18 protein-coding genes are annotated in these 26,036 nt (G+C 51.1%); 5 read left to right on the top strand and 13 right to left on the bottom strand.

Annotated features, from left to right (window positions below):
* The first annotated feature begins 95 nt into the window (after window positions 1–95).
* From FOA19_RS05095 to FOA19_RS05085, 3 genes are read left to right on the top strand one after another with little or no spacing between them, the layout of a single operon-like run.
* Window positions 96–1,661 carry a SulP family inorganic anion transporter gene (locus tag FOA19_RS05095; RefSeq protein ID WP_149089685.1) on the top strand — a complete coding sequence of 522 codons (1,566 nt, stop codon included), beginning with the start codon at window positions 96–98 and terminating at the stop codon, window positions 1,659–1,661.
* A 25-nt stretch (window positions 1,662–1,686) separates the two neighbouring features.
* Entirely contained in the window at window positions 1,687–2,319 is a 633-nt protein-coding gene (locus FOA19_RS05090; RefSeq protein ID WP_149089684.1) for a carbonic anhydrase family protein, read from the top strand.
* A 13-nt stretch (window positions 2,320–2,332) separates the two neighbouring features.
* Window positions 2,333–3,013 (top strand): TetR/AcrR family transcriptional regulator, encoded by a 681-nt coding sequence (locus tag FOA19_RS05085; RefSeq protein ID WP_149089683.1) that lies wholly within the window; start codon window positions 2,333–2,335, stop codon window positions 3,011–3,013.
* Window positions 3,014–3,223: 210 nt separating this feature from the next.
* On the opposite strand, the gene FOA19_RS05080 is transcribed toward FOA19_RS05085, so the two are convergent.
* Both FOA19_RS05080 and FOA19_RS05075 read right to left on the bottom strand, forming a co-directional pair.
* On the bottom strand, window positions 3,224–4,102 hold the full coding sequence (locus tag FOA19_RS05080) for a hypothetical protein (RefSeq protein ID WP_223808741.1): 879 nt from the start codon (window positions 4,100–4,102) through the stop codon (window positions 3,224–3,226).
* A 54-nt stretch (window positions 4,103–4,156) separates the two neighbouring features.
* Window positions 4,157–5,062 carry a YwqG family protein gene (locus FOA19_RS05075; RefSeq protein ID WP_149089681.1) on the bottom strand — a complete coding sequence of 302 codons (906 nt, stop codon included), beginning with the start codon at window positions 5,060–5,062 and terminating at the stop codon, window positions 4,157–4,159.
* 288 nt (window positions 5,063–5,350) lie between these two features.
* Between FOA19_RS05075 and FOA19_RS05070 the strand changes: the two genes are divergently transcribed.
* On the top strand, window positions 5,351–7,981 hold the full coding sequence (locus FOA19_RS05070) for a glycoside hydrolase family 3 C-terminal domain-containing protein (protein WP_149089680.1): 2,631 nt from the start codon (window positions 5,351–5,353) through the stop codon (window positions 7,979–7,981).
* 265 nt (window positions 7,982–8,246) lie between these two features.
* On the opposite strand, the gene FOA19_RS05060 is transcribed toward FOA19_RS05070, so the two are convergent.
* Window positions 8,247–8,942, bottom strand: coding sequence for a DsbA family oxidoreductase (locus FOA19_RS05060; RefSeq protein WP_149089679.1), 696 nt, complete (start codon window positions 8,940–8,942; stop codon window positions 8,247–8,249).
* A 321-nt stretch (window positions 8,943–9,263) separates the two neighbouring features.
* Window positions 9,264–10,583, bottom strand: a complete 1,320-nt coding sequence (locus FOA19_RS05055) for a gluconate:H+ symporter (RefSeq protein ID WP_149089678.1) — start codon at window positions 10,581–10,583, stop codon at window positions 9,264–9,266.
* Window positions 10,584–10,921: 338 nt separating this feature from the next.
* Here FOA19_RS05055 and FOA19_RS05050 point away from each other — a divergent pair, with 338 nt between their 5' ends.
* A complete protein-coding gene (locus FOA19_RS05050; RefSeq protein ID WP_190300287.1) occupies window positions 10,922–12,937 on the top strand; it encodes a cation:proton antiporter in 2,016 nt (671 codons plus the stop codon).
* 53 nt (window positions 12,938–12,990) lie between these two features.
* On the opposite strand, the gene FOA19_RS05045 is transcribed toward FOA19_RS05050, so the two are convergent.
* The 9 genes from FOA19_RS05045 to FOA19_RS05005 form a co-directional block, all read right to left on the bottom strand.
* On the bottom strand, window positions 12,991–14,409 hold the full coding sequence (locus FOA19_RS05045; protein ID WP_149089676.1) for an SDR family oxidoreductase: 1,419 nt from the start codon (window positions 14,407–14,409) through the stop codon (window positions 12,991–12,993).
* 303 nt (window positions 14,410–14,712) lie between these two features.
* The gene (locus tag FOA19_RS05040) at window positions 14,713–15,129 is read right to left on the bottom strand and encodes a hypothetical protein (protein WP_149089675.1); all 417 of its coding nucleotides are present in this window, start codon (window positions 15,127–15,129) and stop codon (window positions 14,713–14,715) included.
* Window positions 15,130–15,208: 79 nt separating this feature from the next.
* Window positions 15,209–15,658 carry a hypothetical protein gene (locus FOA19_RS05035; RefSeq protein WP_149089674.1) on the bottom strand — a complete coding sequence of 150 codons (450 nt, stop codon included), beginning with the start codon at window positions 15,656–15,658 and terminating at the stop codon, window positions 15,209–15,211.
* Window positions 15,659–16,156: 498 nt separating this feature from the next.
* Window positions 16,157–18,664 (bottom strand): glycoside hydrolase family 9 protein, encoded by a 2,508-nt coding sequence (locus FOA19_RS05030; protein ID WP_149089673.1) that lies wholly within the window; start codon window positions 18,662–18,664, stop codon window positions 16,157–16,159.
* A 111-nt stretch (window positions 18,665–18,775) separates the two neighbouring features.
* Window positions 18,776–19,777 carry a glycosyl hydrolase gene (locus FOA19_RS05025; RefSeq protein ID WP_149089672.1) on the bottom strand — a complete coding sequence of 334 codons (1,002 nt, stop codon included), beginning with the start codon at window positions 19,775–19,777 and terminating at the stop codon, window positions 18,776–18,778.
* A 37-nt stretch (window positions 19,778–19,814) separates the two neighbouring features.
* Window positions 19,815–21,179, bottom strand: a complete 1,365-nt coding sequence (locus tag FOA19_RS05020) for an AGE family epimerase/isomerase (protein WP_149089671.1) — start codon at window positions 21,177–21,179, stop codon at window positions 19,815–19,817.
* Window positions 21,180–21,378: 199 nt separating this feature from the next.
* Complete coding sequence (locus FOA19_RS05015) at window positions 21,379–22,641, bottom strand: serine hydrolase domain-containing protein (RefSeq protein WP_149089670.1); 1,263 nt, start codon at window positions 22,639–22,641, stop codon at window positions 21,379–21,381.
* A 144-nt stretch (window positions 22,642–22,785) separates the two neighbouring features.
* Window positions 22,786–23,559, bottom strand: a complete 774-nt coding sequence (locus FOA19_RS05010; RefSeq protein WP_149089669.1) for an RHS repeat domain-containing protein — start codon at window positions 23,557–23,559, stop codon at window positions 22,786–22,788.
* Between the two features lie 233 nt (window positions 23,560–23,792).
* On the bottom strand, window positions 23,793–25,793 hold the full coding sequence (locus FOA19_RS05005) for a metallophosphoesterase (RefSeq protein WP_149089668.1): 2,001 nt from the start codon (window positions 25,791–25,793) through the stop codon (window positions 23,793–23,795).
* Between the last annotated feature and the right edge of the window lie 243 nt (window positions 25,794–26,036).

Below are 26,036 nucleotides of genomic sequence, written 5' to 3'. Positions count from 1 at the left end.
AATCTGAGGTATATAGTTTTACTTTGAATAGCTATAGTAATACTTTTAATATACATTAAAGTACTTTTAATAAACATTAAAACGGTATTAAAATCATGCTAAGCTTCAAAGAAATTAAAAACGATTTTCCTGCCGGGCTGGTCGTTTTCCTGGTAGCAGTTCCCTTGTGCCTGGGCATCGCCATGGCTTCTGGGGCTCCTTTGTTTGCCGGTATCATCTCCGGGATCATTGGTGGGGTGGTAGTCAGTCTGATTAGCGGTTCGCAGTTGGGGGTAAGTGGGCCGGCGGCGGGTTTGGCCGTGATCGTGCTTAACGCCATTGACCAGCTGGGTAGTTTTGAAGTTTTCCTGTCGGCGGTTTTCCTGGCCGGGCTCATGCAGTTGGCTTTAGGTTTCTTGAAAGCAGGGAACATCGGGTACTATTTCCCTACTTCGGTGATCAAAGGAATGCTGGCCGGTATTGGAGTGATCATTATCCTAAAGCAGCTGCCGCACGCCTTTGGCTATGACCGCAATTATGAAGGCAATGTGCACTTTGTCCAACCCGACGGACAGAATACTTTTTCTGAGTTGTTTCACATGCTCAAGTACGTGTCGCCTTCGGCCGTGATTATCAGTGTGCTTTCCTTGTTTATTCTGATTCTCTGGGATCAAGTCCTTTCTAAAAAAGGCAGAATCTTCCAGCTCATTCAGGGACCGCTAGTAGTGGTGGTGCTGGGCATCGGGCTGAACATTTTATTCCAGAACTATTATCCGCAGTTGGCGCTGCGTGACAACCACCTGGTTACGCTGCCTGTCGCAGAGAACATCAGCGGCTTCTTTGGGCAATTCACCCGGCCAGATTTCAGCCGAATCTTTAGCTATGAAGTGATTTTCCTGGCCGGAACGCTGGCGGTGGTGGCTAGTCTGGAGACACTCCTCTGCCTGGAAGCCACCGATAAATTGGACCCTTACAAGCGAATAAGCCCCGCTAACCAAGAACTCAAGGCCCAGGGCGTAGGCAACATGGTAGCCGGGTTGGTGGGCGGTCTGCCCGTGACTCAGGTGATTGTGCGGAGTTCGGCCAACATCCAGTCTGGGGGAAGAACCAAGTTGGCCGCCTTCACCCATGGGGTACTGATTCTGCTGTGCGTGATCTCCATCCCGGGTGTTTTGAACATGATTCCGTTGGCCAGTTTAGCGGCCATTTTGCTCACCGTAGGGTATAAACTGGCCAAACCAGCCTTGTTTAAAAGTGTGTACCGCTCCGGCATGATGCAGTTCCTGCCCTTCATTGTCACCATCATTGCCATTGTCTTCACAGACCTGCTCACCGGTATTGGCATTGGTATGGCGGTAGCCGTGCTCTTCCTCCTGAAAAACAGCTACCAAGTGTCTCACCTGTTGCATACCGAGAAAACCCAGGAGGGCAAAGAGCAATACCATCTGGTGCTGGCCGAGGAAGTGACGTTCCTGAACAAAGGCAACATCATGCAGGCCCTGCGCAAGATTCCTGATGGATCGGACCTGGTGATTGACTATTCTAAATCGGCCGTGGTAGACCATGACGTAAAGGAATTGATCCAGGACTTCAAGGAGAATGCCCACCTGAAAAACATCCACCTCACTTTCAAAGAGGCCGGAGAGCGGCAACGGGCAAGTACCGCCAACACAAATTTCTAATTTCCATTAACCACTAAAAATAAACATGACAACGTACACCAAAGAGCTTCAGCAAAAGCTAACTCCCGCAGATGCCATTCAAATTCTAAAAGAAGGTAATAACCGCTTTGTAAATAGCAAAAGAGAAGACCGTAACCTTTTGCAGCAGGTAGAGGAGACCGCTGAGGGCCAAAACCCCTTCGCTATTATCCTGAGCTGTATAGATTCACGCACCTCCTCAGAGCTCATTTTTGACCTGGGAATAGGCGATGTCTTCAACGCCAGAATTGCCGGAAACATAGTGAACGAAGACATTCTGGGCAGTATGGAATTTGCCTGCAAAGTGGCCGGTTCTAAACTCATTGTGGTATTAGGGCACACCAGCTGCGGAGCAATCAAAGGGGCCTGCGACCACGTAGAATTGGGTAACCTCACCGGATTGGTAAATAAAATTGCCCCATCTGTAGAGGCCATTGATTACCAAGGCGAGAAAAGCTCTAAAAACAAGGAGTTTGTTGAATTGGTGGCGCAGGAAAATGTGAGACGCGCGGTGCAACTCATCAAAGAAAAAAGCCCGATTTTGGATGAAATGATTAAAAATGGCGAAATTGGCATCGTAGGTGGCATGTACGATGTAAAATCGGGCGCAGTAGAGTTCTACAGCGAAGAAGTCGCCTAGGGAAACCCGCACCATGAAGAATCTGCTGGCTAACATTAAGATTACAGTAGAGGAGAAAGTATACCTCAAAGACCCGGAAAGCTCTGACAAAGGCAAGATGATCATTGAACATGGCATCAAGCTGATGGAGGAGCTGGGTCTTGAGGCATTTACGTTCAAGAAACTGGCCGAGCGAACCGGCATCACGGAGGCTACCATTTACCGGTACTTTGAAAGCAAGCATCACCTGTTGGTCTACCTGATCTCCTGGTACTGGAGTTGGCTGGAGTACCGCCTGGTGTTTGCTACCTCTAACATTGCCTCCCCGGAGGAAAGATTGCGGGTCGCCATACGGATTCTGTCTGGCAGGATAGAGAACGACATGGATTTTGCCCACATTGATGAGGTAACGCTCCAAAAGATTGTAATCTCAGAGTCGGCCAAGGCGTATCTCACCAAAGAGGTGGATGAGAACAACAAAGAAGGGTTCTTCCTGAGTTACAAAAGGCTGAACAAACGAATTGCCAGCATTATTCTGGAAATCAACCCAGAGTATCAATACCCAGCATCGTTGGTGTCTACGATCTCAGAAAGTGCCCATCAGCAAGTCTTCTTCGCCAAGCATCTGCCCTCGCTCACCAACCTGGATCCGAAACAGGAAAACCAGCTGGTGGACTTTTTAACAGAGCTTGTTTTTAAAACCATCAAGGGATAACCAGTTTCCAGGTGTTATTGATCTACCTGTTAGTTGGTTCTTCATCCATCAAACAAAGCCCCTCTTGCATGTCGCAAGAGGGGCTTTACATTTTGGGCTTGCCCTTTTGTGGCCGTTTTTATAAAAGCAGGTTAAAACTGCGTAATTGCATATGTACTTTGTACAATCTGATATGATTCAAGTCTTGCCAAAAAGCGAAGTAAAGGAGAGTTAACAGCCTACACTTTCATGGGTTCCTACCATTTTCAACAAACTTCCATTTTTCGCGGGTGTAGAGAGAAAAAGCGATGGGTTTGAGCCGTTGTAATCATTGGATCGATCTATCAGAAAATCGGGAAAGGAATCTCCATCCAAGTCCCCCACAAACCGAATATAAATCATAGCATCATCAAAGAAGCGTGACTCTACCAGCAGTTGCTTCACCTCTTGCCCGTTTTTTATGGTAGAGAGAAACAGCTTGTAATTTGATACTATATAGTAATCACTCCCGGCATCTGATCTTTTCTTTTTACCGGTAGCCTGCAGGGTGTAGGGATTTCCTTTGTAGGTGAAAGTTACTTTATTGCCGGGCCAAATCTCTTGTTTAGACAACGTAACGGCCTCCACTTTCCTGCTTTTGATAAGGTCGGTACTACTTATTAACACGACAGAGGTATCTTGGTTAGAGGTGCTTACTTTCCAACCGGTTTTCTCGCTTTCATCTTCATCTATAATGGGATCATAGTACCTTTCCGTTTCAAGGTTGGTTTGCTGCAAATAAAAACCATTCTTGTTTTGGAACAAGCCGTACCATTTCTCTGTCTGGGCATCTTCCCAGACTTCATCAGAGTGGAAAAAGCCCTCTGTCAGGATTTTGGCCAAAATAGTGTCTGGCTTGCCCCAAGGTTCAATTGGGGAAGGTTTGTCTGCCGTTTCTGAGGAAACCTCGACTTCTGTGGAAGTAGATGGTAAGCTCTCTGTTTCTGGCAGGTCAGAAGGCTCTGGTTTGGCCGCCACAGAGTCCTGAGAAGTAGATTCCATCGTAGCACCTTGCTGCACAGGCTGCTTAGTGGAGCAGGCATAAGTAAAAAGCAAAAGAGAAAGTAACATCAAGTTTCTCAGAAGTGTTTTCATAGAGGAATGAAGTATTATGTTATAAGATAATCAGCAGCACTGCAGAATAAGCCAGCTAAGGTCAAAGTTCTTCTCCAGCAGGCCCTGTTTTTTAATCCAGAAATATAGCCGGCCCATGTCGCCCCACATCATACCACATTCGTCTTCGTTACTATCAATTTGTAGAAGGAGTCGCCAGTTTACTGCATTAGGGGCAAGTACTTGGGCTTTAGGGTCATCGTAACCAGAAGAATTACCGCAGTAAAGCCCATTTGTAACTAACTCACACTCCAGTTCCATTGCACTTTGGACGTTGTCTGAGTAACCAAGTAGTTTGTTGATATTGCCATCATCGTAGACATGCTCAAAGAACAGATCACTTTCTTCTTCTGTGAAGAGGCTATAGATTTCATGTTCATTAGAAGGCAAGCTTATTTCCTGCACAGGCGTAAGTGTGCAGGGGCTGTAAAGCGCGTGGGGCTCAAGCTCGGAAGGAGCTTCCGCTCTGTGTAAGGTGCTCAGGTCACCATCAAAATACAGAACTTTGAACTTGTTTTCATCCCCAATGTCAAACCCCCAGGCTTCTTGTTCTGCCGAGTAAAAAAAGTAAAGTATTCCTGTTCGTGGTAAAAGGCTCTCCGTGTCAAAAGGCGCCACTTCAGCCAGGTTGATCTGAGCAATAAAGGAAAGTGGCTTGGTTTGAAGACTTTCGGTTTCTTTAGAAAAGAGAAGGAATTTCCTTTCTTTGATTTTGACCATACCTGTTTCTGTAACCCACGCCAAGCTAGGCGGTAAATCTGGCAAGCCACCTATTTTAGATTGACCCAGTTTAATACTTTCTTCAGAAGCAGGTGTAAGGTAAAGCCTAATGGTATTGCGTATATGTGGCTCCAGGTGTTGAAAATAATGGTCTAGGCTGTGTTCTTGTAACCTTATGTCAAGTTCTGCTTTAGTCATGTAGTTGGTGTAAAAAAAGATGTATGCTTGCTGGTAGAAAGTAGCAATAGATATTAAAGTCAATCAGCGCATTTCTCTGGAAGATGAAAATGAATCCAGTTGTACCGCGAAGAACTTCCTGTAAAATCTTCTGCGTTTAGGCACCAATATGTCTTATGAAGGTACACTTAACTTTTTATCAATGGTCCCTTTAAATAAAGGTGCGCCATCTAAAACTTGCCTGCTTTTTACAGAAATGTTGGATTTTTTCTCCAATTTAGACTCCATAACCACACTTTCCCGGATTTCATGAAAAAAGTCTATGTTTTACTCTCTTTTTGTGCCATCGTTGGCATGCTGGCCTTTAGCTCCAGCAAAGAAGAGAAATACGCGTACCCCTTTCAAGACCCTTCGCTCACCATTGAAGCCCGGGTGAATGACCTGGTATCGCGCCTTACCTTAGAAGAAAAGGTAGCGCAGATGCTGAACGCCGCCCCGGCCATTGACCGCTTGGGCATTCCAAGCTATGACTGGTGGAACGAGGTGCTGCACGGCGTGGCCCGTACGCCGTACAAAGTAACCGTCTATCCGCAGGCGATTGGCATGGCCGCTACTTTTGACACCACTTCTTTACAGGTGATGGCCGATTACTCTGCCCTGGAAGGACGCGCCATCTATAACAAAGCCATTGCCGATGGCAAATCAGGGCAGCGCTACGTGGGTTTGACCTACTGGACGCCCAACATCAACATCTTCCGGGATCCACGCTGGGGCCGCGGGCAGGAAACCTACGGCGAAGATCCGTTCCTGACCGCCATGCTGGGCCGAGCGTTTGTGCGTGGTTTGCAAGGCGACGATCCCAAATACCTGAAAGCCGCCGCCTGCGCCAAGCACTACGCCGTGCACAGCGGTCCGGAGCCCGAGCGCCACGTGTTCAACGCCACTGCTACCAACTACGACCTGTGGGATACCTATCTGCCTGCTTTTGAGGAATTGGTGGTAAACGCTAAAGTAGCGGGCGTGATGTGCGCGTACAACGCGTTCCGTGGTCAACCCTGCTGCGGCTCCGATGTGCTCATGAACGACATTCTGCGTAACCAGTGGCAGTTCACCGGCTACGTCACCTCAGACTGCTGGGCTATTGACGATTTCTTCAAGAACCACAAAACCCACCCAGACGCTGCCTCGGCCTCTGCCGATGCGGTGATGCACGGCACAGACATTGACTGCGGTACCGATGCCTACAAAGCCCTGGTGCAAGCCGTGAAGCAAGGCAAAATTGAGGAGCGCATGATTGACGTATCGGTGAAACGCTTGTTTACCATCCGGTTTAAGTTGGGCATGTTTGACCCGGTGGCCATGGTGAAATACGCGCAGACGCCGGTAACCGTACTGGAAAGCGCCCCTCACAAAGCCCACTCGCTCAAGATGGCGCAACAGTCCATGGTGCTTTTGAAAAACGAAAAGAACACGCTTCCGCTGAAAAAGAACCTGAAGAAGATTGCCGTAGTAGGCCCTAACGCTGACAACCCGATTGCGGTGCTGGGGAACTACAACGGTTTGCCGTCTGAGATTGTAACCGCCTTGCAGGGCATCAAAAACAAAGTAGGGGCCGGTACCGAGGTAATCTATGAACGCGCTTCTACCTTCACCAAAGACACCCTGCTGGTGTACACCAACATTACCCCGCAGTTGAGCTTTGGAGGCAAACCCGGCGTGCAAGCCGAGTACTTCAACAACATGGAGCTGAAAGGCCAACCAGTAGCCACTCGCCAGGAAGCTGCGATAAACAATTTCTGGCAGGAAGGCGAAACCGTGGTGGGTACCATGAAAGCCTACAACTTCTCGGCCCGGTACACTACAGATTATACGGCCACTACCACCGGTTCTATCACTCTGGAGGTAGAAGGCGATGACGGCTACCGCTTCTTTGTGGACGGCAAAGAGCAGTTGAACGCCTGGACCCGCAACCGCTGGGGCGCGAAAAGCTACAAACTGCCTACCAAGGCTGGTCAGAAGTACCGTTTGGTGGTGGAATACAACCAGGACGGTGGCAAAGCCTCTATCCAGCTGCGGGCCGGTAACTTCGCCAAGTCTGACTTCAAAGCCATCGCGAACCGCGTGAAGGACGCCGATGCCATCATCTTTGTGGGTGGTATCTCGCCGCAGTTGGAAGGCGAGGAAATGAAAGTGGACGAGCCCGGCTTCAACGGCGGCGACCGAACCTCCATCTTGTTGCCCAAAGTACAGACCGATCTGATGAAGACGCTCAAAGCCACCGGTAAACCGGTCGTGTTTGTGATGATGACGGGTAGCGCCATCGCCATGCCGTGGGAGGCCAAGAACATTCCGGCCATTGTGAACGCCTGGTATGCCGGTCAGTCAGCCGGTACAGCCATCGCCGATGTGCTGTTCGGGGACTACAACCCAGCCGGACGTCTGCCTGTGACGTTCTACAAAAGCGATCAGGACCTACCCGCTTTCGGGGATTACTCCATGGAAAACCGCACCTACCGATACTTCAAAGGGCAACCTTTGTATGGGTTCGGGCACGGGCTGAGCTACACTACGTTCACGTATGACAAATTGGATCTGCCAAAGACCATTCAAGTGAACAGCCCGGTGCAGGTGAGCGTGCGCGTGACCAATTCCGGCAAAATGGACGGTGAAGAAGTAGTGCAGTTATACCTGACGCGCCAACAGAACGGCTACAAAACCCCTATAAGAGCCCTGAAAGGTTTCGAGCGCATTTCTTTAAAACGAGGCGAAAGCAAAGTGGTGAACTTTACCCTACGTCCGCAAGATCTCCATCTGATTGCCGAGGACGGTACTGCCAAGCACGTGCCGGGTACCGTGACCATCAGCGTAGGCGGAAGCCAGCCAGATGCCGCTACCAAGAAAAGCAAGAAAACCGTGGAAGGAACGCTGGCTTTGAAGTAAGCTAATGATCTGAAAAGCAAGAGGCCTTCTCCAACACATTTGGAGAAGGCCTCTTGCTTTTTATGGCTTTCTGGAAAGAAGGAAAGCCTGCCAGAAAAGTTAGCGGCTGTCACCCCAAAGCCGATTTAGGGCTATTTTCTTAAAAGTTGTAGCAAAAGGTGAGCCGCTTCCAGAAACCGGTTTTCTCACCCGTGTTTCCTAGGTTACTATGTGAAGTCAATACAATCAGTACTTTCATGTCATTTTCCTTAAAATAGGTTGAAAACTACTCGCAAACGCCGTCTGGGGTGCAGAAGCCCGCACCTTCGCCGGAGATCAGCTGCGGCTTTTCCTCTTCCCAAACCTTGTTCAACACTTCCTGGAACAGTTCGGTGGGCTGTGCGCCAGATACGGCGTATTTGTCATTAAACACATAGAAGGGCACGCCGCGCACGCCCACTTGTTGCGCCTCGTATAAGTCTCTCTGCACCTCCTGAGTGTAGGTGTCGCTTTGCAGGACTTCCCTGATCTCGGCTCCGTTCAAACCCACTTCCTCGCCTAACTGCACCAAGGTATTCAGGTCGCCCACGTTTTTGCCCTGGGTATAGTAAGCTGCGAACAGCCTTTCTTTCATCTCGTTCTGCTTGCTGTGCTTTTTGGCCAGGTGCAGAAGGCGGTGCGCGTCAAAGGTGTTGTTGATAATGGCCTTGTCGAAATCATACTCCAGGCCTACTTCTTTGGCCATCTGGGCCATGTAGTCGTTCATTTTCTTGCCCTCAGCGGCGGTGGATCCTTTGCGTTTGCCCAAGTACTCGTGCACCGATTGCCCGGGAACGAATTTCATTTCGGGGTCAAGCTGGAAACTGCGCCATACCACCTCCACCTTGTCCTTGCCCGGAAAACCTTCCAGCGCCTTCTCAAACCTGCGTTTGCCTATGTAACAAAAGGGGCAAACCACATCTGACCATATCTCTACTTTCATCTTTCTCTTCTTTCTGGTGAAAACTCGGGGCCTGGCTTGCAAAGCATGCTTGCTCACCGCCGGCGCCCAGGATGTTGCATCAAATTCTATACTAAGAACCTTCCTAAATGTTCCTGGAGGGGCATGCCGGAACCAGCAACCGTCAAGGGGTATGAACAGCTGCTGCCCAGAAAATGGCGTTAGGAAACCGGTAAGGGTATTTTTTAGATGAGCAGGGCAGACGAAGCCTTCCGGTATCGTTCAGGAAACCAAAGGTCTGCCAAAAAGGCGCATTGCTTTAGTCAGCTATGCAAATGGTCGATCCTGTCAGGAGGAATCGGGTTAAAACAGAAAGGCGTTCAAGCCCAGCACGCCCAACAGCCCAATCACCGACACCAGCGTTTCCATGATAGACCAGGTGGCAATAGTATCCGGGATGCTCAGGCTGAAGTATTCTTTGAACATCCAGAAGCCGGGGTCATTCACGTGCGAGAACATGAGGCTGCCCGCGCCGGTGGCTAGCACCATGAGCTCGGGGCTAACCCCGGTGGCCGCGATGACGGGTAAGGTGATGCCTGCGGTAGTGATGGCGGCTACGGTGGCCGAGCCCAGGCAAACCCGTAGGATGGCAGCCACGCTCCAGGCCAGCACCAAAGGCGACAAGGACATGTCGCGTACCAGCGCCGTAATGTAATCGCCCACGCCGCTGTCTACCAACACCTGTTTCAAGGCCCCACCGCCGCCAATAATGAGCATGATCATGGCAACACTGCTCACAGAACCACTTAAAAGCGCCATGATGTCATCCATCTTGCGGCCTCTTCTTAACCCCAGTGTGTAGATGGCCAGGAAAACCGAAAGGAGCAGGGCAATGGCCGGGTCACCCACAAAATCAAGGGACTGCCGAAGCACCGAGGCCTCGGGGAGGATGGCGTTGGCGAGGGTGGCCAAAGCCATAAGCAAAACCGGGAAGATCGCCGTGAAAAAACTGGTGCCATAGCCGGGCATCTCTTCGTCGGTGAAGACTCTGGGGGCCGCCAAACCAACCGGCGGACTAGCTTTGAATCTGCCTAAGAACCGGGTAAAGATAGGTCCGGCAATAATGATGGCGGGCACGGCCACTATGAGCCCGTAGATAAGGGTCAGTCCTATGTCTGCTTTGTAGATGACGGCAATGGAGGTGGGGCCGGGGTGGGGCGGCAAATACCCGTGCGTCACCGACAAGGCTGCCGCCATGGGAATGCCCACAAACAACAGCGGCAACCCCGTAGAGGCCGCAATACTGAACACCAACGGGATGAGCAGGATGAAACCGGCATTGTAAAACATGGGCAACCCCACCACAAACCCAGTCAGAATCATGGCCCACTGGATATGCCGTATTCCAAACTTCTTAATCAAACTCAACGAAATACGTTGCGCCGCGCCGCTGTCTGAAATCAGGCTACCCAGCATAGACCCGAAACCAATGATCAAGGCAATGGAGCCCAGTGTGCTACCGATTCCGTTCTGTACCGAGGTGATAGCGTCTTTCACGGGCATCCCCTCGGCAATGCCTAACCCCAAGGCCACCAGAATCAAGGCCAGAAAGGCATTCAGCCGGAAGACGATCATCAGAACAAGCAAGGCAAGCACGGCAAGGGCAATCAGCAGGAGTGGCATAGGCCAGAGGGAATTTGGTTTTAAGGCGTTTTCAGGAAAAAAGACGATAAGCGTGTTCAAAGAAAAGTGTTGGGCCAAGGATCCTATGAAGGCAGAGATGGCTTCTTAAATGTAGAAAAGTTTCGGGTACCCGCCGCATGAAGTTGAGAGTTGCTGCCCTGGAGAGGTGTTTCTGGTAGCGGTTTTTACCTTGTTTTCTGAAAATGTACGGAGAATGGTGCGTGACAGGGCCGTTGCCAAAACTAGTTGCCTGGTATGGAGTAAGGGCAGAAAGAGAACAGGAACATCCGTTCAGATGCGTCGTACCTAGGTGTAATCTATTTTTGAGCTATCCCAACATGGTCTTATTGTCCTTGTCTCTTTTCAAACTTCCTCTTCAGGACCCAGTTTTGGTGTTTGCCGTCATTCTGCTGGTGATCCTGTTCTCGCCCATGCTGTTCAACAAAATGGGGATCCCCGGTATTCTGGGCCTCATCTTGTCTGGGGTGCTGCTGGGGCCGCACGGCCTGGGCGTACTGGAGCGCGACGAAAGTGTGGTGCTCTTCAGTACCATCGGGTTGCTGTACATCATGTTCCTGGCCGGCCTGGAGATGGACATGGACGACTTCAGGGAAAACAAGAACAAAAGCATCGTCTTCGGAACGCTCACCTTCCTTATTCCGCTGATCCTGGGGTTCTTGGGCGCTCGCTTTGTGCTGGGGTATAGTCCGCTCTCGGCGTTTCTGCTGGCCAGTATGTTCTCCACGCACACCCTAGTGGCGTACCCCATCATCGGGCGGTTGGGCATTACGCAGCACAGGACCATGACGCTTATCCTGGGCGGTACCATCATCACCGATGCCGCCGTGCTGATCATTTTGGCGGTGGTCACCAATCTGCAGAAACCCGATTTGTCGCCCTTATTCTGGGTGCAGTTTGTGGCGCAGCAGGCGCTGTTTGTGTTTGTGGTGCTCTGGGGGATTCCCCGCATCAGCCGCTGGTTTTTTAGGGCGCTGGAGGGCGAAGGCAACGCGCAGTATTTATTTGTGCTGGCCGTGGTGTTTTTATCTGGGTTCATGGCGCATTTGGCCGGAGCCGAGCCAATCATTGGGGCGTTTTTGGCGGGTTTGGCCTTAAACCAGCTTATTCCAAGAGCCTCGCCGTTGATGCACCGCACCGAGTTTGTGGGCAACACCCTGTTTATCCCGTTTTTCCTTATCAGCGTAGGCATGCTGGTAGACGTGCGGGTGCTGCTGGAAGGTCCCGAGGCCTTGTTTGTGGCGGCCGTAATCATTGTGATCTCGTTTGCGGGCAAATGGCTGGCGGCTTTCTGTACGCAGAAAATCTATGGGTTTGATCCGGATGAGCGCAGGCTGATTTTTGGCATGAGCAGCGCACACGCGGCGGCTACTATTGCGGTGGTCCTGATCGGGTATAACCTCAAGATTTTAGACATCCAGGCACTGAATGGCACCATCCTGCTGATTCTGGTTTCCTGCCTCATTAGTAGCATCGTGGCCGAGAAAGCCGGCCGGAAGATTGCGATTGCCATGGCCGACAAAGTACCGGAAGGCACTGAGGGCGACGAGCGCATCCTGATTCCGGTGGAAAACATGGAGCACCTGAAACGCCTCCTGGATTTCTCGCTGCTCATCAAGAACCCCATTGCGCCGGAACCCTTGCTGCCGCTGGTGGTGGTCTCAGAACACCATAACCCCGAGGACAAAATCAAGCTGCACCAACGCGATGTGGCCTCCGTGATCCATGAAGTAACGGAAGACCCCGAAATCATCCGGCCGGTGTACCGGGTGGATATCAACGTGGGCAACGGGATCATCAGGGCGGTGCGGGAACTGCGCATTACCGAGGTGGTGATGGCCTGGAATGGCAAGCTTAGCGCCCGTGAGTGGTTTTGGGGCAGTATCCTGAACCGGGTGGTGAACCACACCACGGTGCAGACCATCTTCTGTAAGTTCTGCGACCCTTTAAATACCATCCAGACCATTGTGGTGGTGGTGCCCCGCAACTCTGAGCGGGAGGCCGGATTCCCCTACTGGGTGAACACCATTCTGCAGCTCGCCAAAGGAGCCGGCGCCAGAATCAGGATCTTGGGTGCGAAAGGGACTTTGCAAACGCTGGAGAGCTTCGTGCAGGACCAGGACCGCTACACCGTGAACATCAGCTACGAGCTGTATGAGAACTGGGATAATTTCCCGTCACTGGCCAAGGAAATGACCCAAAATGATCTGTTCACGGTAGTGCTGGGTAGGCCGCACACGGTCTCTTACCGGCCAGAGTTCAACGTGGTGCCCCGTTATCTTTCCCGCTATTTCCAGGACGTGAGCTACGCCATTCTGTACCCAGAGCAGAAGTAAGCCTTAATATTTTAGGTCTATTTTTCTGAAATTCGGCTTAAAACGGGGTTTGTTCAGGCGGCAATGCGTTTGAGCATGTTGCTGAAAATAAAGGCGTGAAACGGCAGCACCGAGTACCAGTACAACCGGCCCCACAAACCTAGCGGCCGAAAAGTGGCAGTCTGGTAAAGCGTTCTCCCGATGATCTTGAACTCCAGCCAGGCCTCGCCGGGCAACTTCATCTCGGCGTAGAGCAGGAGGCGTTTTTCTTCGCGATCGGCGTAGAGCACGCGCCAGAAATCCAGCGACTCGCCGGCGTGGATCATGGTGCTGTTTTTCCGGCCGCGCCGCAGACCCACCCCTCCGAACAGCTTGTCAATAAACCCGCGCAGTTTCCAGAGCCAGTTAGCATAATACCAGCCGTTCTCGCCGCCAATAGACCAGATTTTGTGCACCGATTTGTCTATTTGGGTTACTTCGGCTTCGCGTTTGTCGGTGAAGCACCCGAAGGTGGGCACGGTGAGCAGCTTGGAGATTCCCTCGTGGAGCACGTTGCTGGACAACGCGTCTTTCCAGCTGGCAATCACGCCCTCGTTCTGGATGCGGTCAAAAGCCAGTTTGATGGCGGTGTCATAGGGCAGCAGCGTGATATTTAGAAATTCCTGGAGCCGATTGCCTTGGCAGATGACTTCCACGCGCATGCTCTGCACCAGGTTGGTAGCGAGCGTGTAGGAGGTGGAGGTGACAAAATACAGCCAGTACGAGGAGAGTTTAGGCGTCATGACCGGCACAATGATGATGGTCCGTTTCAGGCCCCGCACCTTCGCGAAGCCCAGGAGCATTTGCTTGTAGGTGAGCACATCGGGCCCGCCAATGTCAAAGCTTTGGTCATACAATTCTTCTTTGCCTAACACCCCCGCCAGGTACTCAATGACGTTCCGGATGGCAATGGGCTGTGATTTGGTGTTGAGCCATTTGGGGGTAATCATGACGGGCAGTTTCTCCACCAGATCGCGCATGATCTCAAACGAGGCACTGCCTGAGCCCAGGATGATGCCAGCCCGCAGTGTGGTCAGGTGATACGTGCCCGAGGCCAGGATTTCCTCTACCGCTTTTCTGGAGTGCAGGTGCTTGGACAGCTTTTCGTCATTGGTGATGCCGCCCAGGTAGATCACCTGTTTTGCGGCCGTTTTCTGAATTCTGTCCCTGAAATGAAGGGCCGTGGTGCGCTCTAGCTTCTCAAAGTCCTCGCCCTCCGCCGACATGGAGTGGATAAGGTAATACGCCGCCTCAATGTCATCTGGGATCACCGCCAGCGAGGCCTGGTCCAGGAAGTCCACCTCAATGACCTGCAGCTTTTCTGAGGCGTATCTGCCCTCATCAAACCGGTTCCGGTCGCGCACGCAGCATACCACTTCATGGCCGTCTTTCAGCAGCGCCGGAAGCAGGCTCTGCCCAATGTATCCTGTAGTGCCGGTGAGTAAGATTTTCATGCTGTCTGCCGATGGTGCCTTTCTTTGGGAAAGAGGTGTGGTATCGTAACAGCCTTGTTTTGCTTTTGTTCTGAGGTGCCCTGCGGTAGCGTAAATGCTTCAGTGAATTAGCCGATAGAAGCAATCAGGAACTTAAAAAGTGATTTTCAGGCCCAATGTAGGCACCGCCTGTGTAGGAAGAGCTCCGGGCATGGGGATACCAGACTTGGCCCATTATGGCAGATAGTGCTTTCAGATGAGTTGGCTCAGTGTGGTTGTTGGAGTAAGAAGTATGCTCCTATTTGCCCACTGGCGATGTAAGCTTTAAAAGGAAATCTGTACACCTACCGCTGGAGCCGCCTTAGTGACTGCTGTCCCTGGTTGAGGCAAGGAGATATGGGTAGGCCCTATTGCTACTGACCTGGCTTTGCGCTTATAAGATCCGGCAGAAATAAATGGGAACACTCCTACTGCCATGGAGGCCAATCCTATCAGGGTCATGGTAGCCCCAATAGTAGTTTGGGGCTCTTTAGGGTTCCACAGGGGGTTATGTGCGGTGAGCGTTATAAATCCGCCAGTTGCCAGACCAAGACCACCTCCTGTAAGTATCCAGCCAAGCTTCTTTTGAGATTTACTTTTCTGCAAGTAATACTCTTGGGAATATGTTTTTTCTACAACGCCTTGGCTGTAAGAAGTTGTTACTACAAAAAGAAGAACCGTGGAAAAGAGGATGGATTTCATGAGGCGGTCTTTAAGTGTCTACTTTTTCAAAAGACTGTTTAGGCCTATCTCTATCTTACCCTACCTTGAAGCAGAAACTTCAAAAAGCAACCTTTAGGCCCACGGTGGGCACTGTCTTGGTTATGGCATTTCCTGGTTGTAGTGAGGGAACCTGTTCATAGCCTACCGCCAAAGACCTGGCTTTTCTCTTGTTGCTTCCTGCAGAGATAAAGGAGACCGTGCCCACAATAATAGAACTTACCCCAGCTAAGGCCAATATTCCTGAACCAGTACCGTCAGTCTCGTTTTGCCCAAAAGAAGTGATGCCAGTAGCAACTTCATTCCAAGCCATTGCAAAGCTTGCTCCCATAAGCACCACGCCCACTGGGGTAAAAATCCAGCCTCTCACCATGTTTGCTTCCTTTTTCTCTAAGTAATACTCTTTCGTGTATTTAGAGGCTCCTTGAATAGGCGTAGGAACCACAGGTGTCTGGCTGTAACAAACCGTAGCCAGCATAAGGAGGACCAACGCAAGGGTAATCTTTTTCATAAGAAGTTGTTTTAGCGCCTACTTTTCAAAATGCAGTTTTCGGCTTCTCTACGATAGCTTGGTAGAGAGTGCCTGCGTCATAGAAAAATACCGGGTTGAAAGCAGCTGATGGAGGGGGTGTGGGCTGCTTAACTCGTTTGATGAACCAGAAGGGGGAGGTTGAAATTGCTCACCGAATATATCTAATTTATATGTAAAGTTGGGTGTATTACTTTGATAATCTGTGAATTACTTAAAAATAAGTAAAGACTGTGGCCTGTTTTAAAGCTTGTTTGATAAAAAGGAATCTAAACGGCTTTCTGCTTTTGACCTTTGTGGTTAACGAGGAAGAAGACGTACTGGCAGGAGGGTCCATCAAGGCTGAGAAGCAACACCTCATATTTAGCAAGAGCGACCTTGTACGATGTTTGGTTTCTTACTTGATCTTTAGAAAACAGCCGTAAAACAGAAAAGCCCGAAGACGTGTCTCCGGGCTTTTCTGATGTAAAATGAGAAAGGTTACTTGCTCAACAAATGGTCTGCCGCCAGAATCAGGAACATGTAATCGGAGGAGCCGCCGCCAATCACATATTCGGTTTGTTGCCAGAGGTACGGCCAGTGCAGCAGCTCCGGAAAGTCTGGGCGGATTAAGGCCGTGCCAGAACCTACTCCACCCGGAATGTACGACCATTCATCGCGGTTGTTTCCGTAGGCGGTGGTCAACGATTTGGCACCCACGCCCGAGGCGAAGGACGACACGTTGGAACCCGGGTGCACGCCCAGCACGAAGTTCATGGCGTGCAGTAGGAAGGTTTTCGGGAAGATGGTGGGGTAAGAAGCGTGCAAAAAGTACTGCTGTACCCCGAAGTTCTGGATACCCCAGCCAGCACCCCAGATATCGGGCTCATACGGCATGCCGTACGGCGTTTTCTTTTCCTGCTCTTCTACAACTTTCTTGTGGTTAGCCACCGCGTCCAGTACCGCCGCTTTGTATTTCTTGTCTTTGATAAGCGGCAGTGTCCGGCCAATCACCCAGCCCGTGCGGCTGATGTTTTTGGTGATGTCTTGAGTGTTGTCCACGAGCCAGTTGGAGTACTTCTTGTCCTTGGTAGAAAGGAACAACTCGGCGGCGGCATTCACGCGCTGCATCTTGTCTTTCTCCTTTGTTCTGTCCCACAATTCCTGGGCAATCTGCAGGCAGTGCGTTGACAGAGAATCATTATAGCCTTTCAAAGCCCGTGACGCTACCGCTAAACAAGACGCGACCTGCAGTTCCCTGCCGGGATTCTCCTCAGTGAACACCCAACGATCATCCGGGGCACCTTTTTGCCCGATTTCTGGGAGTGGGTTAGGCGCTTTAGCTTGGTCAAACACCATTTCATCCGTCTGCGTGGAGGCCTCGCCCAGTAAGGTGTACTGGCGCAAAGAAGGTTCTATGATGCCACGGTACAATCTGCCCAAGTTGCGGTAACCAGCCACAATGGAAAGCGCGCCGTGCTCTACCTGTTGTAGGATATCGTTCTTGCCATCGGGGCGGTGGAGTTCGGCGATCTTCAGTTTCTGGTCAATGCTGGTGTTGTCGTACTTTACCTTGAATTCCTCAAAAGCGAGCGATAAAATCCGGATTTCATCAGCCAAGGATTCCACGCGCATGTCATAGTCACCGGCATCGTGCCAGCCACCCACGGCCAGGTTGGGCACGTGTTCCCCGGGCTGGTATTTGGTCAGGGTGCTGGGGCCGGAGAGATAGCCGTCAAAGTGGTTGTGGTTGAGGGGTGCCATGCGGGCATCGTCCAGGTGACAGGCGTCGTGCCATACTTTGTAGCGGTCGTTCACGCGCATGTGGCACATCTGCACCGGCAAAAACGTCTCAATCACCGACTGCCACACGTGCCGTTTGTACACCTGGTCGCTAATCTGGAACGGACTGGTTTCATAGGTGCCGTACTGAACTTTGTACATACCCGGCTGCTCCACCTTGGTGAAATCGAACTGCAGGTAGTGGTAACGCAGGAACTTGCCCCATTCTTTGGGTTGCGTCTCCAGCACTTTCTCCAGTCCGCCGGTTTCCTTAATGCGGTACAAGGTCACCGGGTGGCGCTGCGTTTCGGTTTTGTCCAGCTCAATCACGGCTACTTTCTGCTGCTTGGGGTGATAGCCCACTTGGGAAATTTGTACCACCGGATCATACTTCCAGCCAACGATGGCATTAGGCGACACAAGCCATTCAATCGCGCCTTTAGTAGCCCCTTTCTTCACCAGCGACCGCACCACAAACCAGCCGTTGTTATGCTGCGCGCGGCCGTCAATCAACTGCAGGCCTTCGCCCGAAACATTCTGGATGGTGAGCGTCTGCCGCGGGTCTTCGGGCACGATGGTCAGTTGCTGACCCGTCGCTAGGGGTGTAGTCTGGTATTCTTTGGAAGCATCATAGAAACCGGGACCGTTCAGCTGCCTCGGGAAAATCCCGAACTGCTGGTCCATGTAGTAGCTCTTTCCGAACAGGATGCCCGGAAACAGCTCGAAGTTGAAGCCTACCTTGCCAATCCATGCATCGGGCAGGGGTTGGTCCAGGTCCACGATGATCCGGAAGTTCTTGCCCTCGGGCCGTACCTTCACCTCGTAGGCGAAATTCAGGTCTGGGTAGATGATGGGGTTGAAGCCTTTCCGGTTTTTGTCAGGGTCTGGGTACTGCATCCGCACGCTGATGGTCTGGGTGGCTTTGTCCACCACGCGCGGCCCTACTTTGGGCACCGGTTGCCATTGCCCGGGCGTGGGCTCCAGGCGAAGATCACCATTGGTGCCAATGCGGAGGCCGTTCTGGATGATGCCCACGCCACCCTGGTGGCTCTCGGGGTAGAAGTCATGGGCCAGCATCACGTTGAGGCCCGGCATCTCCAGGTATTCCAGTTCGTTTAGTCGTAAGCCGCCGCTGGTGTTGGCCTGAGCAAGCGCATCGGGCGCTTGAAGGGCAAACACCGCCACAGCTGTCAGGTAGGAGGCTCTTTTGAGTAGTCTTTGGATCATTGGGTTCTTAGAAAATTCGTTTTAGGTCTGTTTTCTGAAAATAGGTGCGTAAACACAGGCTTTCACCAAGGCGAAGGTATTCGTTCTCGTCCAGAGAGTGAATCCTTAGGCTTACTTTTTGGTAGCTGCTAGTTCATCCAAAGTCAGGGTCTGGGGCAGGTTGTAAACTTCTTTCACCCGCTCTGGGGTGTTGTGGGTTTCAATCCAGTTGGCCCAAACCATGAACCAAGACCACTTGGGCTGTGCCTGCAGGATCTCGGGTTTGGGGAGTTCACCTACCTCGCCCAGCGTGATCAGTTTGCCTTTGGCCAAGGCCAGGAGCTCGTTGTAGTCTTTCTGCTCGTAATCGAAGTTGTAGACATCGGTGGCCAGAATATCCACGTATTTGGCGCCAGGGTAGAAGAGGTGGTAGGCGAAGGCCTCGTCTTTGGGGATGTCCCGCGGGGCGTTGGCGTTCCAAACCCAGAGCAGGTTGTTGAGTTTGTGGTGATTGGTGTAGCGGTCATAGAGCATGGTCCAGAGTTTCTGGTAGCCGTCTTTGCCTTTCTTGTCGCCCCACCAGAACCAGACGCCGTTCATCTCGTGGTAAGGGCGCCAAAGCACCGGCACGTTAGCGGCCTGCAATTGCTTCAGGTACTCGGCGGTTTGGTCTACCTGCGCCAGCCATACCTTGTGCAGGGCCGAGCCGGGAGTTGTGAGTTCTTTCCACTGCTGGTCGGTGAGTTCGCCCTGGATGCTTTCCTTCCAGCGGAAAGGCGGCGTGTCAATGGGCCGACCGGCGTGCCACATCAGCGTCACGATGTGCCCCTGCTGGTGTTTCTGGATGGCCTCTTTCACGATTTCAGCGCCGGGGTCCTGGGTGCCGCGCCAGATGAAATCGGTTCCCCAGATAGCAGGCTGTTTCCCGGTGCGGGCCACCACCATTTCCGAGAACTTGTTGGGCGTCTCGTTGTAGTTGTGCTGCCCAGACAAAAGGTGCTTACCGTTGATCTGGTACAGGTAGGCGAGCAGCTTTTTGGCCTCGGGCGTGGCATTGGGGTTCACCGGCGCGAAGCCCTGGCCCAGGCATTGCAGACTGAAAATCAGGAAAGAAAAGAGGAAGGTTTTTCTCATACAGGTAGTATCGCTATTTCTGTTTTGAGGCTGTTTTTCATTTTTTGGCCCTTAAACGCTCCATGCAATTAGCCATGGCCCGAAGTTGGTGGTAGTTGCCTTTCCAGATATGGCCTTTGAGAGCCGTCTTCTGCTGGGGCTCCTTGTCCAGTCCGCCCGCGTACCAGCCGCCGTGTTCCTGGTCAATGAGGTACGTGTTGATATAGCGCCAGAGCGTCTCAAATTTCTGGTAGTACTGCATCTGGTCTTGAGGGAAGAGGTCGGCCATGAGCAGGAGCGTGTTGAGGCCCTCGGCCTGGGCCCACCAGTTCTTGCTGTCTTTGGTGATGGTTATTTTGGGATCTCCTTTGAAGTAATACCCTTCGTCATAGAAGCCGCCTTTCTCCGTGTCCCAACCATTGCGCAGCGCATGGTCTACCATGCGTTTGGCTACCCGCAGCGTGGTGGTGTCGTTTTTAAGGCCCAGCACGTGCGAGGCCTCCAGCATGAGGTAAGCGGTTTCCACATCATGGCCGAACGAAACATGGTCCAGGTAGCGGTGCCGCAGGATGGTTTCTTTATCGGTGTCCCGGAAAGAGCCGGGCGTCCAGTTGGGTTGGAAAAACAATACCATGTACCCCTGCGGCGTGGTAATCTTGTCGCGGATGAGGAGTAGCATTTCCTGCAATCGGTCCCGCACCAGTGGGTCGGGCCAGATTTGGTAGAGTTCGGTGAAAGCCTCCAGTAAATGGATGGAGGTGTTCTGGTCTTTGTAGCCCAGGTCTGCCGTGGAGGAGATGGTATCTGGGCGTACAATAGGCGTTCCGTCCAGTTTCAAGTGTTGAAAATAGCCTTTATGGACTGGATCATGGCTGTGCTTCTCCAACCACCGAAACGTTTCCTGCGCCAGAGCCAGCGCCTCCTTGTCACGGGTAGCTTTGTAGTACGCAGACAGGGCATACAGCGCAAAGGCATTTCCGTAGGCTTCCTTCTCCGCAATACCGCGGCGGATAACCTGGCCTTCCCGGTTTACCAGCGTATGGAAGCCTCCGTTCTTCTTGTCCCAGATGACATCGCGGAGAAAAGCGAAGCCGTGGCGGGCGCCGGTTTTGTAATGCGCTTCTTTGGGGTAAAGCTGCGAGGCGATGGCGTTGGACCAGGTATGGCGCGCCTGGGTCACAATCATCTTGTCCTGCGAACCGGTGGGCTGCCAGTCATAGGTGAACGAACTCAGAAAGCCTCCATGCTGCTGGTCTAGGCTCCTGGGATACCACACGTTCAGTAACTTCGTGCGCATGGACTGTTCTATCTCTACCGCTATTTTCGCCCTGTTTTGCCTGCCCGAGGCCGCAAACGAAAGCAGCGAAACCGCTATCAAAACCAGAGAAAAGCGCAAAACCCTGAGACCGTAAAGTAGCAACATAGGAAAGATAGAGGAAGACTATTTCCTATAAATATAACACCATTTTAGATAGCCCTTTGCTACAGATCTTGGATAAGTTTCTGCTGCCCAAGACAAAGTGAGACTTCTCTGTTTGGCAGCGTTTAAAGGTTGAGAAACCGTGGAAGAACCATGCCCGCAGCGTGATTGCGTGAACAGTGCGGGTGCTTTCGTTTTAGCATTACTTTACCTGAAACGAGCCATAAACGGCATCGCGGAAACGCTTATGCACTTGGCCGTCGAAGGGAAATACCTGCACGAACAAAACAGCGGTAAGGTCATTGGCCGGGTCTACCCAGAACAAAGTGCTGGCCGCGCCATCCCAGAAGAACTCACCTACGGCGCCGTTGTTTTCCTCTTTAGAAGCCGGCGGATGCAAACGTACCGCGAAGTCAATCCCGAAACCCACCTGGCCTTTGCTGGGCAGCCACATGCGCTGCGTCACACTGTCTGACAACTGGTTCGTGGCCATCAGTTTAACGGTTTCGGGTTTCAGGATTCTGGCTTTGCCCAGGGTGCCCTTGTTCACCAGCATGCGGGCGAACTTCATGTAATCATCCAGGGTAGAGGTGAGGCCCCAGCCTCCCGGTTTCAAGGCGAAATCTTTGGTGTTGAAGAGGTTGTCTAGGTCTGGAACACGGGTCAGTTGACCGTCTTCGGCTTTGCGGTAGGTAGCGGCAAACCTACTTTTGTCATTTTCCGGCACCACGTAGCGGGTGTTAGTCATGCCCAGCGGCGTAAAGATGTTTTCCTGCAGGTACTGGGCAAAAGGCTTACCCGAGAGGCGCTCCACCAGATAGGCCTGCACGTCTACCGACGGCCCGTACGACCACTGCTCGCCGGGCTGAAACAGGAGCGGCAGGCTGGCCAGCTTTTTCACCATCTGCTCCAGCGTGTGGTTGGGGTTAGAGAGATCCGCCTGCTGCACCAATTCGCTTAAACCCGGAAGATCGGTGGCAGACGCGAACCCTGCCGTATGGCGGGTAATGTCCCGGACAGTAATAGGGCGTTTGAGCGGCTCCAGAATCAGATTGCCCGAGGCATCCACGCCCTTGTACACTTTCATGTTCGCAACCTCCGGGACGTATTTTGAAAGCGGGTCATCCAGTTGGAAAGCACCTTTCTCATAGAGTTTCATAAGCGCTACCCCGGTCACTGGCTTGGTCATGGAATAGATGCGCACAATGGTATTCCGGTCCATGGGCGTTTTGGCCTCCCGGTCAGCAAACCCAAAAGCATTATGGTACACCTCTTTGTTCTTCTCAAAGATCAGCGCCGATGCGCCTGCCACTCTGCCTGAATCCACAAAACTTCTCAAGGCCTCATCAATCCTTGCTTTCACCGTTTTGTCTATGATGACAGAAGGCTTCTTGCCAACAGGTGGTTTCTGAAAGGAAGAAGTAATGATGAAAATGAATAGTAAAGCGTAGATGATTTTATTCATTAGTTTGTTGGTTTGGGTTCCAGTATTTGCTTGCCGTTAATAGGTGTGCTTAGAAATATTAAACTCCATTGAAGATGTATGCTCCGCCTGGCTTAAACATGAAAACAGAAAACTTAAGATCAGTCCCGAATATCCTTTCATTTTCTACTTCTTATTAACTATGTAAAAAGTAGTATAGGCTTCTTTGCTCAATGAACCTTTCCAACTGTCACTAATTAAAAGACCTTTCTCATCGTAAGTATAGGTTATCACCATTGAAACACCATTTGAAGATTTGTCTTTAAGCTGTTTTATTTTGCCCTCTTCATTGTACTGGTAAGTCTGAGTTAAGGTGGTTCCACTAAAGTAGTCCTTGGTTCTCTTCTCAATCAACTGCTTACGGTCATTATACTTGTAGCTGACCTTCTCCTCCTTACCTATAGTATCATTTGACTTGTCTTCTTCAATCAATAGAGAATTGTTTTCATACTTGAAAACTGTCACATAATTGCCTGAGGTGTTTGAGTCTTCTGTTTCTTTTATTCTGTTCCCAGCTGTGTCATAAGTGTATGTCCAAGTGACATCAACTTTGCCATCATCTAAGAGCTCGGCTTTTACCAATTGCCCTTGTGCATTGTATTGGTGTTTTATTATTGAGTGAATTCTGCCGTCGGTATCAAATTTTATTATTTCATCGAGCTGGCCAAAGCCAATATATCGGTATTCCTCGTTGATAGTTAGGGTGCCACTTTTCTCTACTTCACCTGCTTTTATGATGTCTCCCTTTGCATTGAAAAACTTAATCAACTGCTTCCCATCTTCATCCACAGCTGTTATTGTTTCGATTCCATACTTAAGGATTTCTTCCTTAGATATTTCTTGTGAGTAAGCTTTTGGGAGACTAAGAAGAGCGAGGATAATTAGTAGTTTTATTTTCATTTTTTATGTTACCTAAATACCGGCTAGACGAGTCTATTCAAACTGCCCAAACTACATGTAAGGCTAACCGAAACAGTACTGCCGAATATACGACATTGGCTGTGTGCTATAAAATATAAAAAGGCTACCTCCGGCAACAAACAAAACGATCCCAGAAACATTAGTTTCTGGGATCGTTTTAAGAGAAGACAGCTAAAACGCTTTTTGCTTCTTTAGCCTGATGGAGGCTCAAATCAATCTACCACCACAAACTTATATTTCTTGAGCTGGCCCTCCTCAGATAAGCTAAGGATATACATGCCACTGGGCAGGTTCTTGGTGTCAATTTCGCCGGTGCCGGTAAACTGGAAGGTAGACAGGATGTGCCCGCCGATATCTAAAACATACGCCTCCGTGGTTTCTGGGCTATTTGACTTAACCGTGATGACGGTGCCGCGTCTGGCAGGGCTGGGATATACTTCCAGCATAGGACTATGGATGCTTTCGGCAGCACTGGTGATGCCGGCGATTAGGCCGGTGTTTACCTTGAATACATCTGTTAGGCATTTTTTGCCATCAGTTACTCTGTAAGTGGTCGCATACTGTGGACTTACCGTGATGCTGCGGGTGGTGGCACCGGTAGACCATCTGTAGGTGCCTATCCAAGAGGCGGAGAGTTTGGTGGCGGTACCTGGCGAGATATTCCTGGTCAAGGTTTTATTTACATCATGCATGATGGTGAATTTATCGAAGACGGTGCCGTCCTTGCGCAGCATCTTGCCGTCCAGGCGGTTGGCTTCAATCTCCAGGTAGAACATGCCGCCGTCATTGACTGCAAAAGGCAAGGCGTTGTGCGGATAGCCATATTGCACCCCGCCAGATGCCCCCGAGGAACCAGCCACCACATACACCGTTCCGCGGTTTCGCTTGCCAGAGGTTGTGATGTAAGGGCAAGAATTGATGCTGCCGTCATACTTGGCGCTGGAACTGCTTTTGGCGTGGGTAAGCAGGCTGAAACTGGCCTCAGATCCGTAGTAGTTGTTCAGCAAATAAGAACGCTCGTAGTTATGGCTGTGGCCGGTGAGCACCAGGTCCACCCCATGGCGCTCCAGAATACGAATGAAGTTCCCCCTCAGTCTTTTCAGCTCTTCATCAACGTCTGAGTTGTGGCTCCCCTTTGAAAAGGGCGGATGGTGCCAGTACACAATGACCCACTTCTTGCGGTTAGCCTGCAGATCTTTCTTCAGCCACTGCACCTGCACCCCCAGTGTGTCATAGAGTTTGGTATAATCAGCGGCTTCTCGCCCGTAGGAGTCCAGGCTGATGAAGTGTGCGTTGCCCCAATCAAAAGAGTAAAAGGCCTTGGTGCCTGAGGGTACCCCGCCGCACTCTCCCGCGGTGGGCATGGAGAAGTTGGTGTAGTAGCCGCCTCTGTCCCGGCCAGTCAGTGAGCCGACAGATTGGTATTCGTGGTTGCCTATGGCCGGAAACAGGATGTGGTTTTTGAGGATGTTTTCGCCATAAGGGGCAAAAAACTCCCTTTTATAGTCGCCGTCACTGCCGCCGGGGTAGGCGTTGTCTCCCAGGATGAGCAAAAGCTCCGCGGGGTTTGTTTTGGTGTAATTGAGATAGGAGCTTAGGGAGCCAGATCGGTTCCCGTTTTCATTTTCCCCGCAATCACCCAGCACGGCAATCCTTATCTTCCGGATGGTATTGTCTCCGGGAGCGGTTCTGAAATAGTTGCTTCTGCCGCTCTGCAATACCTGCGTAGAGCTGCCAAATCTGTAAAAGTATTTTGAGTCTGCGGTCAACCCCTTGATCCTGACCTCGTGTTTGGTGGTGAGAACCGGATCCGTAGCAGAAAGGGTATACACGCCATAGGTGGTGCCAACCTGTACAACAGAATTGGTGGGTAGGTCTGTTCTCCAGCGCAGGGTGACGGCTGTTTTATTGCCCATTTGCAAATAAGGCCCCCGCGTTAAGATGGCTGTTACTGAACTTGTCATTACATCCTGTTCTTGGTTTAGTTCTGGTTCTAAAAGGCCTGTTGGATTTGCCTCAATAGGCTTGTATCCCAATTGGTCAGCGCCCGGAAGGCTGCCATGCTGGACAAAAAAAATGGCACCTCTGTAGGTGCCTTTGTCTGAAATGGTTTTCCGGTTTTTCCAGTTGGTGTCTGAAGAAGTGAACCCCATAAAGGTCATTAACTTCAGACTAAATACCAGCAAGCCGTAAAAAGTGGTGGATGTAATCATGAGAACGGGTTAAGGTTTATGCAAACGATAAAAGCCTTTTGCCAGGCACAGGGCGGCAGGTGATCTTTTCTCAAGGCGGTAAGGGGCAACTCTGAGGGTAGAGGTTTACCTGGGATGAGAAATACGAGGAGCTTCGGGGTATACGGGTGAAGTTTGAGAACGATAAGATCTGTACTGAGATAAACCGAGCCAGTAAATTCCGCACGCTTCTTTCTGTAACAGGATTTTGTACAGTTTGTTTAT

The organism is Rufibacter hautae, assembly GCF_008271695.1.
GTDB lineage: Bacteria > Bacteroidota > Bacteroidia > Cytophagales > Hymenobacteraceae > Nibribacter > Nibribacter hautae.
This window is presented reverse-complemented; position numbering and strand designations above follow the sequence as displayed.

Excerpts from the sequence above, each read along its gene's own strand:
- FOA19_RS05070 (WP_149089680.1), top strand. The coding sequence starts at position 5,351 with ATGAAAAAAGTCTATGTTTTACTCTCTTTTTGTGCCATCGTTGGCATG.
- FOA19_RS05075 (WP_149089681.1), bottom strand. The coding sequence starts at position 5,062 with ATGACTAAAGCAGAACTTGACATAAGGTTACAAGAACACAGCCTAGAC.
- FOA19_RS05025 (WP_149089672.1), bottom strand. The coding sequence starts at position 19,777 with ATGAGAAAAACCTTCCTCTTTTCTTTCCTGATTTTCAGTCTGCAATGC.
- FOA19_RS05005 (WP_149089668.1), bottom strand. The coding sequence starts at position 25,793 with ATGATTACATCCACCACTTTTTACGGCTTGCTGGTATTTAGTCTGAAG.
- FOA19_RS05080 (WP_223808741.1), bottom strand. The coding sequence starts at position 4,102 with ATGTTACTTTCTCTTTTGCTTTTTACTTATGCCTGCTCCACTAAGCAG.
- FOA19_RS05050 (WP_190300287.1), top strand. The coding sequence starts at position 10,922 with ATGGTCTTATTGTCCTTGTCTCTTTTCAAACTTCCTCTTCAGGACCCA.
- FOA19_RS05090 (WP_149089684.1), top strand. The coding sequence starts at position 1,687 with ATGACAACGTACACCAAAGAGCTTCAGCAAAAGCTAACTCCCGCAGAT.
- FOA19_RS05015 (WP_149089670.1), bottom strand. The coding sequence starts at position 22,641 with ATGAATAAAATCATCTACGCTTTACTATTCATTTTCATCATTACTTCT.
- FOA19_RS05045 (WP_149089676.1), bottom strand. The coding sequence starts at position 14,409 with ATGAAAATCTTACTCACCGGCACTACAGGATACATTGGGCAGAGCCTG.
- FOA19_RS05010 (WP_149089669.1), bottom strand. The coding sequence starts at position 23,559 with ATGAAAATAAAACTACTAATTATCCTCGCTCTTCTTAGTCTCCCAAAA.
- FOA19_RS05040 (WP_149089675.1), bottom strand. The coding sequence starts at position 15,129 with ATGAAATCCATCCTCTTTTCCACGGTTCTTCTTTTTGTAGTAACAACT.
- FOA19_RS05095 (WP_149089685.1), top strand. The coding sequence starts at position 96 with ATGCTAAGCTTCAAAGAAATTAAAAACGATTTTCCTGCCGGGCTGGTC.
- FOA19_RS05035 (WP_149089674.1), bottom strand. The coding sequence starts at position 15,658 with ATGAAAAAGATTACCCTTGCGTTGGTCCTCCTTATGCTGGCTACGGTT.
- FOA19_RS05020 (WP_149089671.1), bottom strand. The coding sequence starts at position 21,179 with ATGTTGCTACTTTACGGTCTCAGGGTTTTGCGCTTTTCTCTGGTTTTG.
- FOA19_RS05055 (WP_149089678.1), bottom strand. The coding sequence starts at position 10,583 with ATGCCACTCCTGCTGATTGCCCTTGCCGTGCTTGCCTTGCTTGTTCTG.
- FOA19_RS05060 (WP_149089679.1), bottom strand. The coding sequence starts at position 8,942 with ATGAAAGTAGAGATATGGTCAGATGTGGTTTGCCCCTTTTGTTACATA.
- FOA19_RS05085 (WP_149089683.1), top strand. The coding sequence starts at position 2,333 with ATGAAGAATCTGCTGGCTAACATTAAGATTACAGTAGAGGAGAAAGTA.
- FOA19_RS05030 (WP_149089673.1), bottom strand. The coding sequence starts at position 18,664 with ATGATCCAAAGACTACTCAAAAGAGCCTCCTACCTGACAGCTGTGGCG.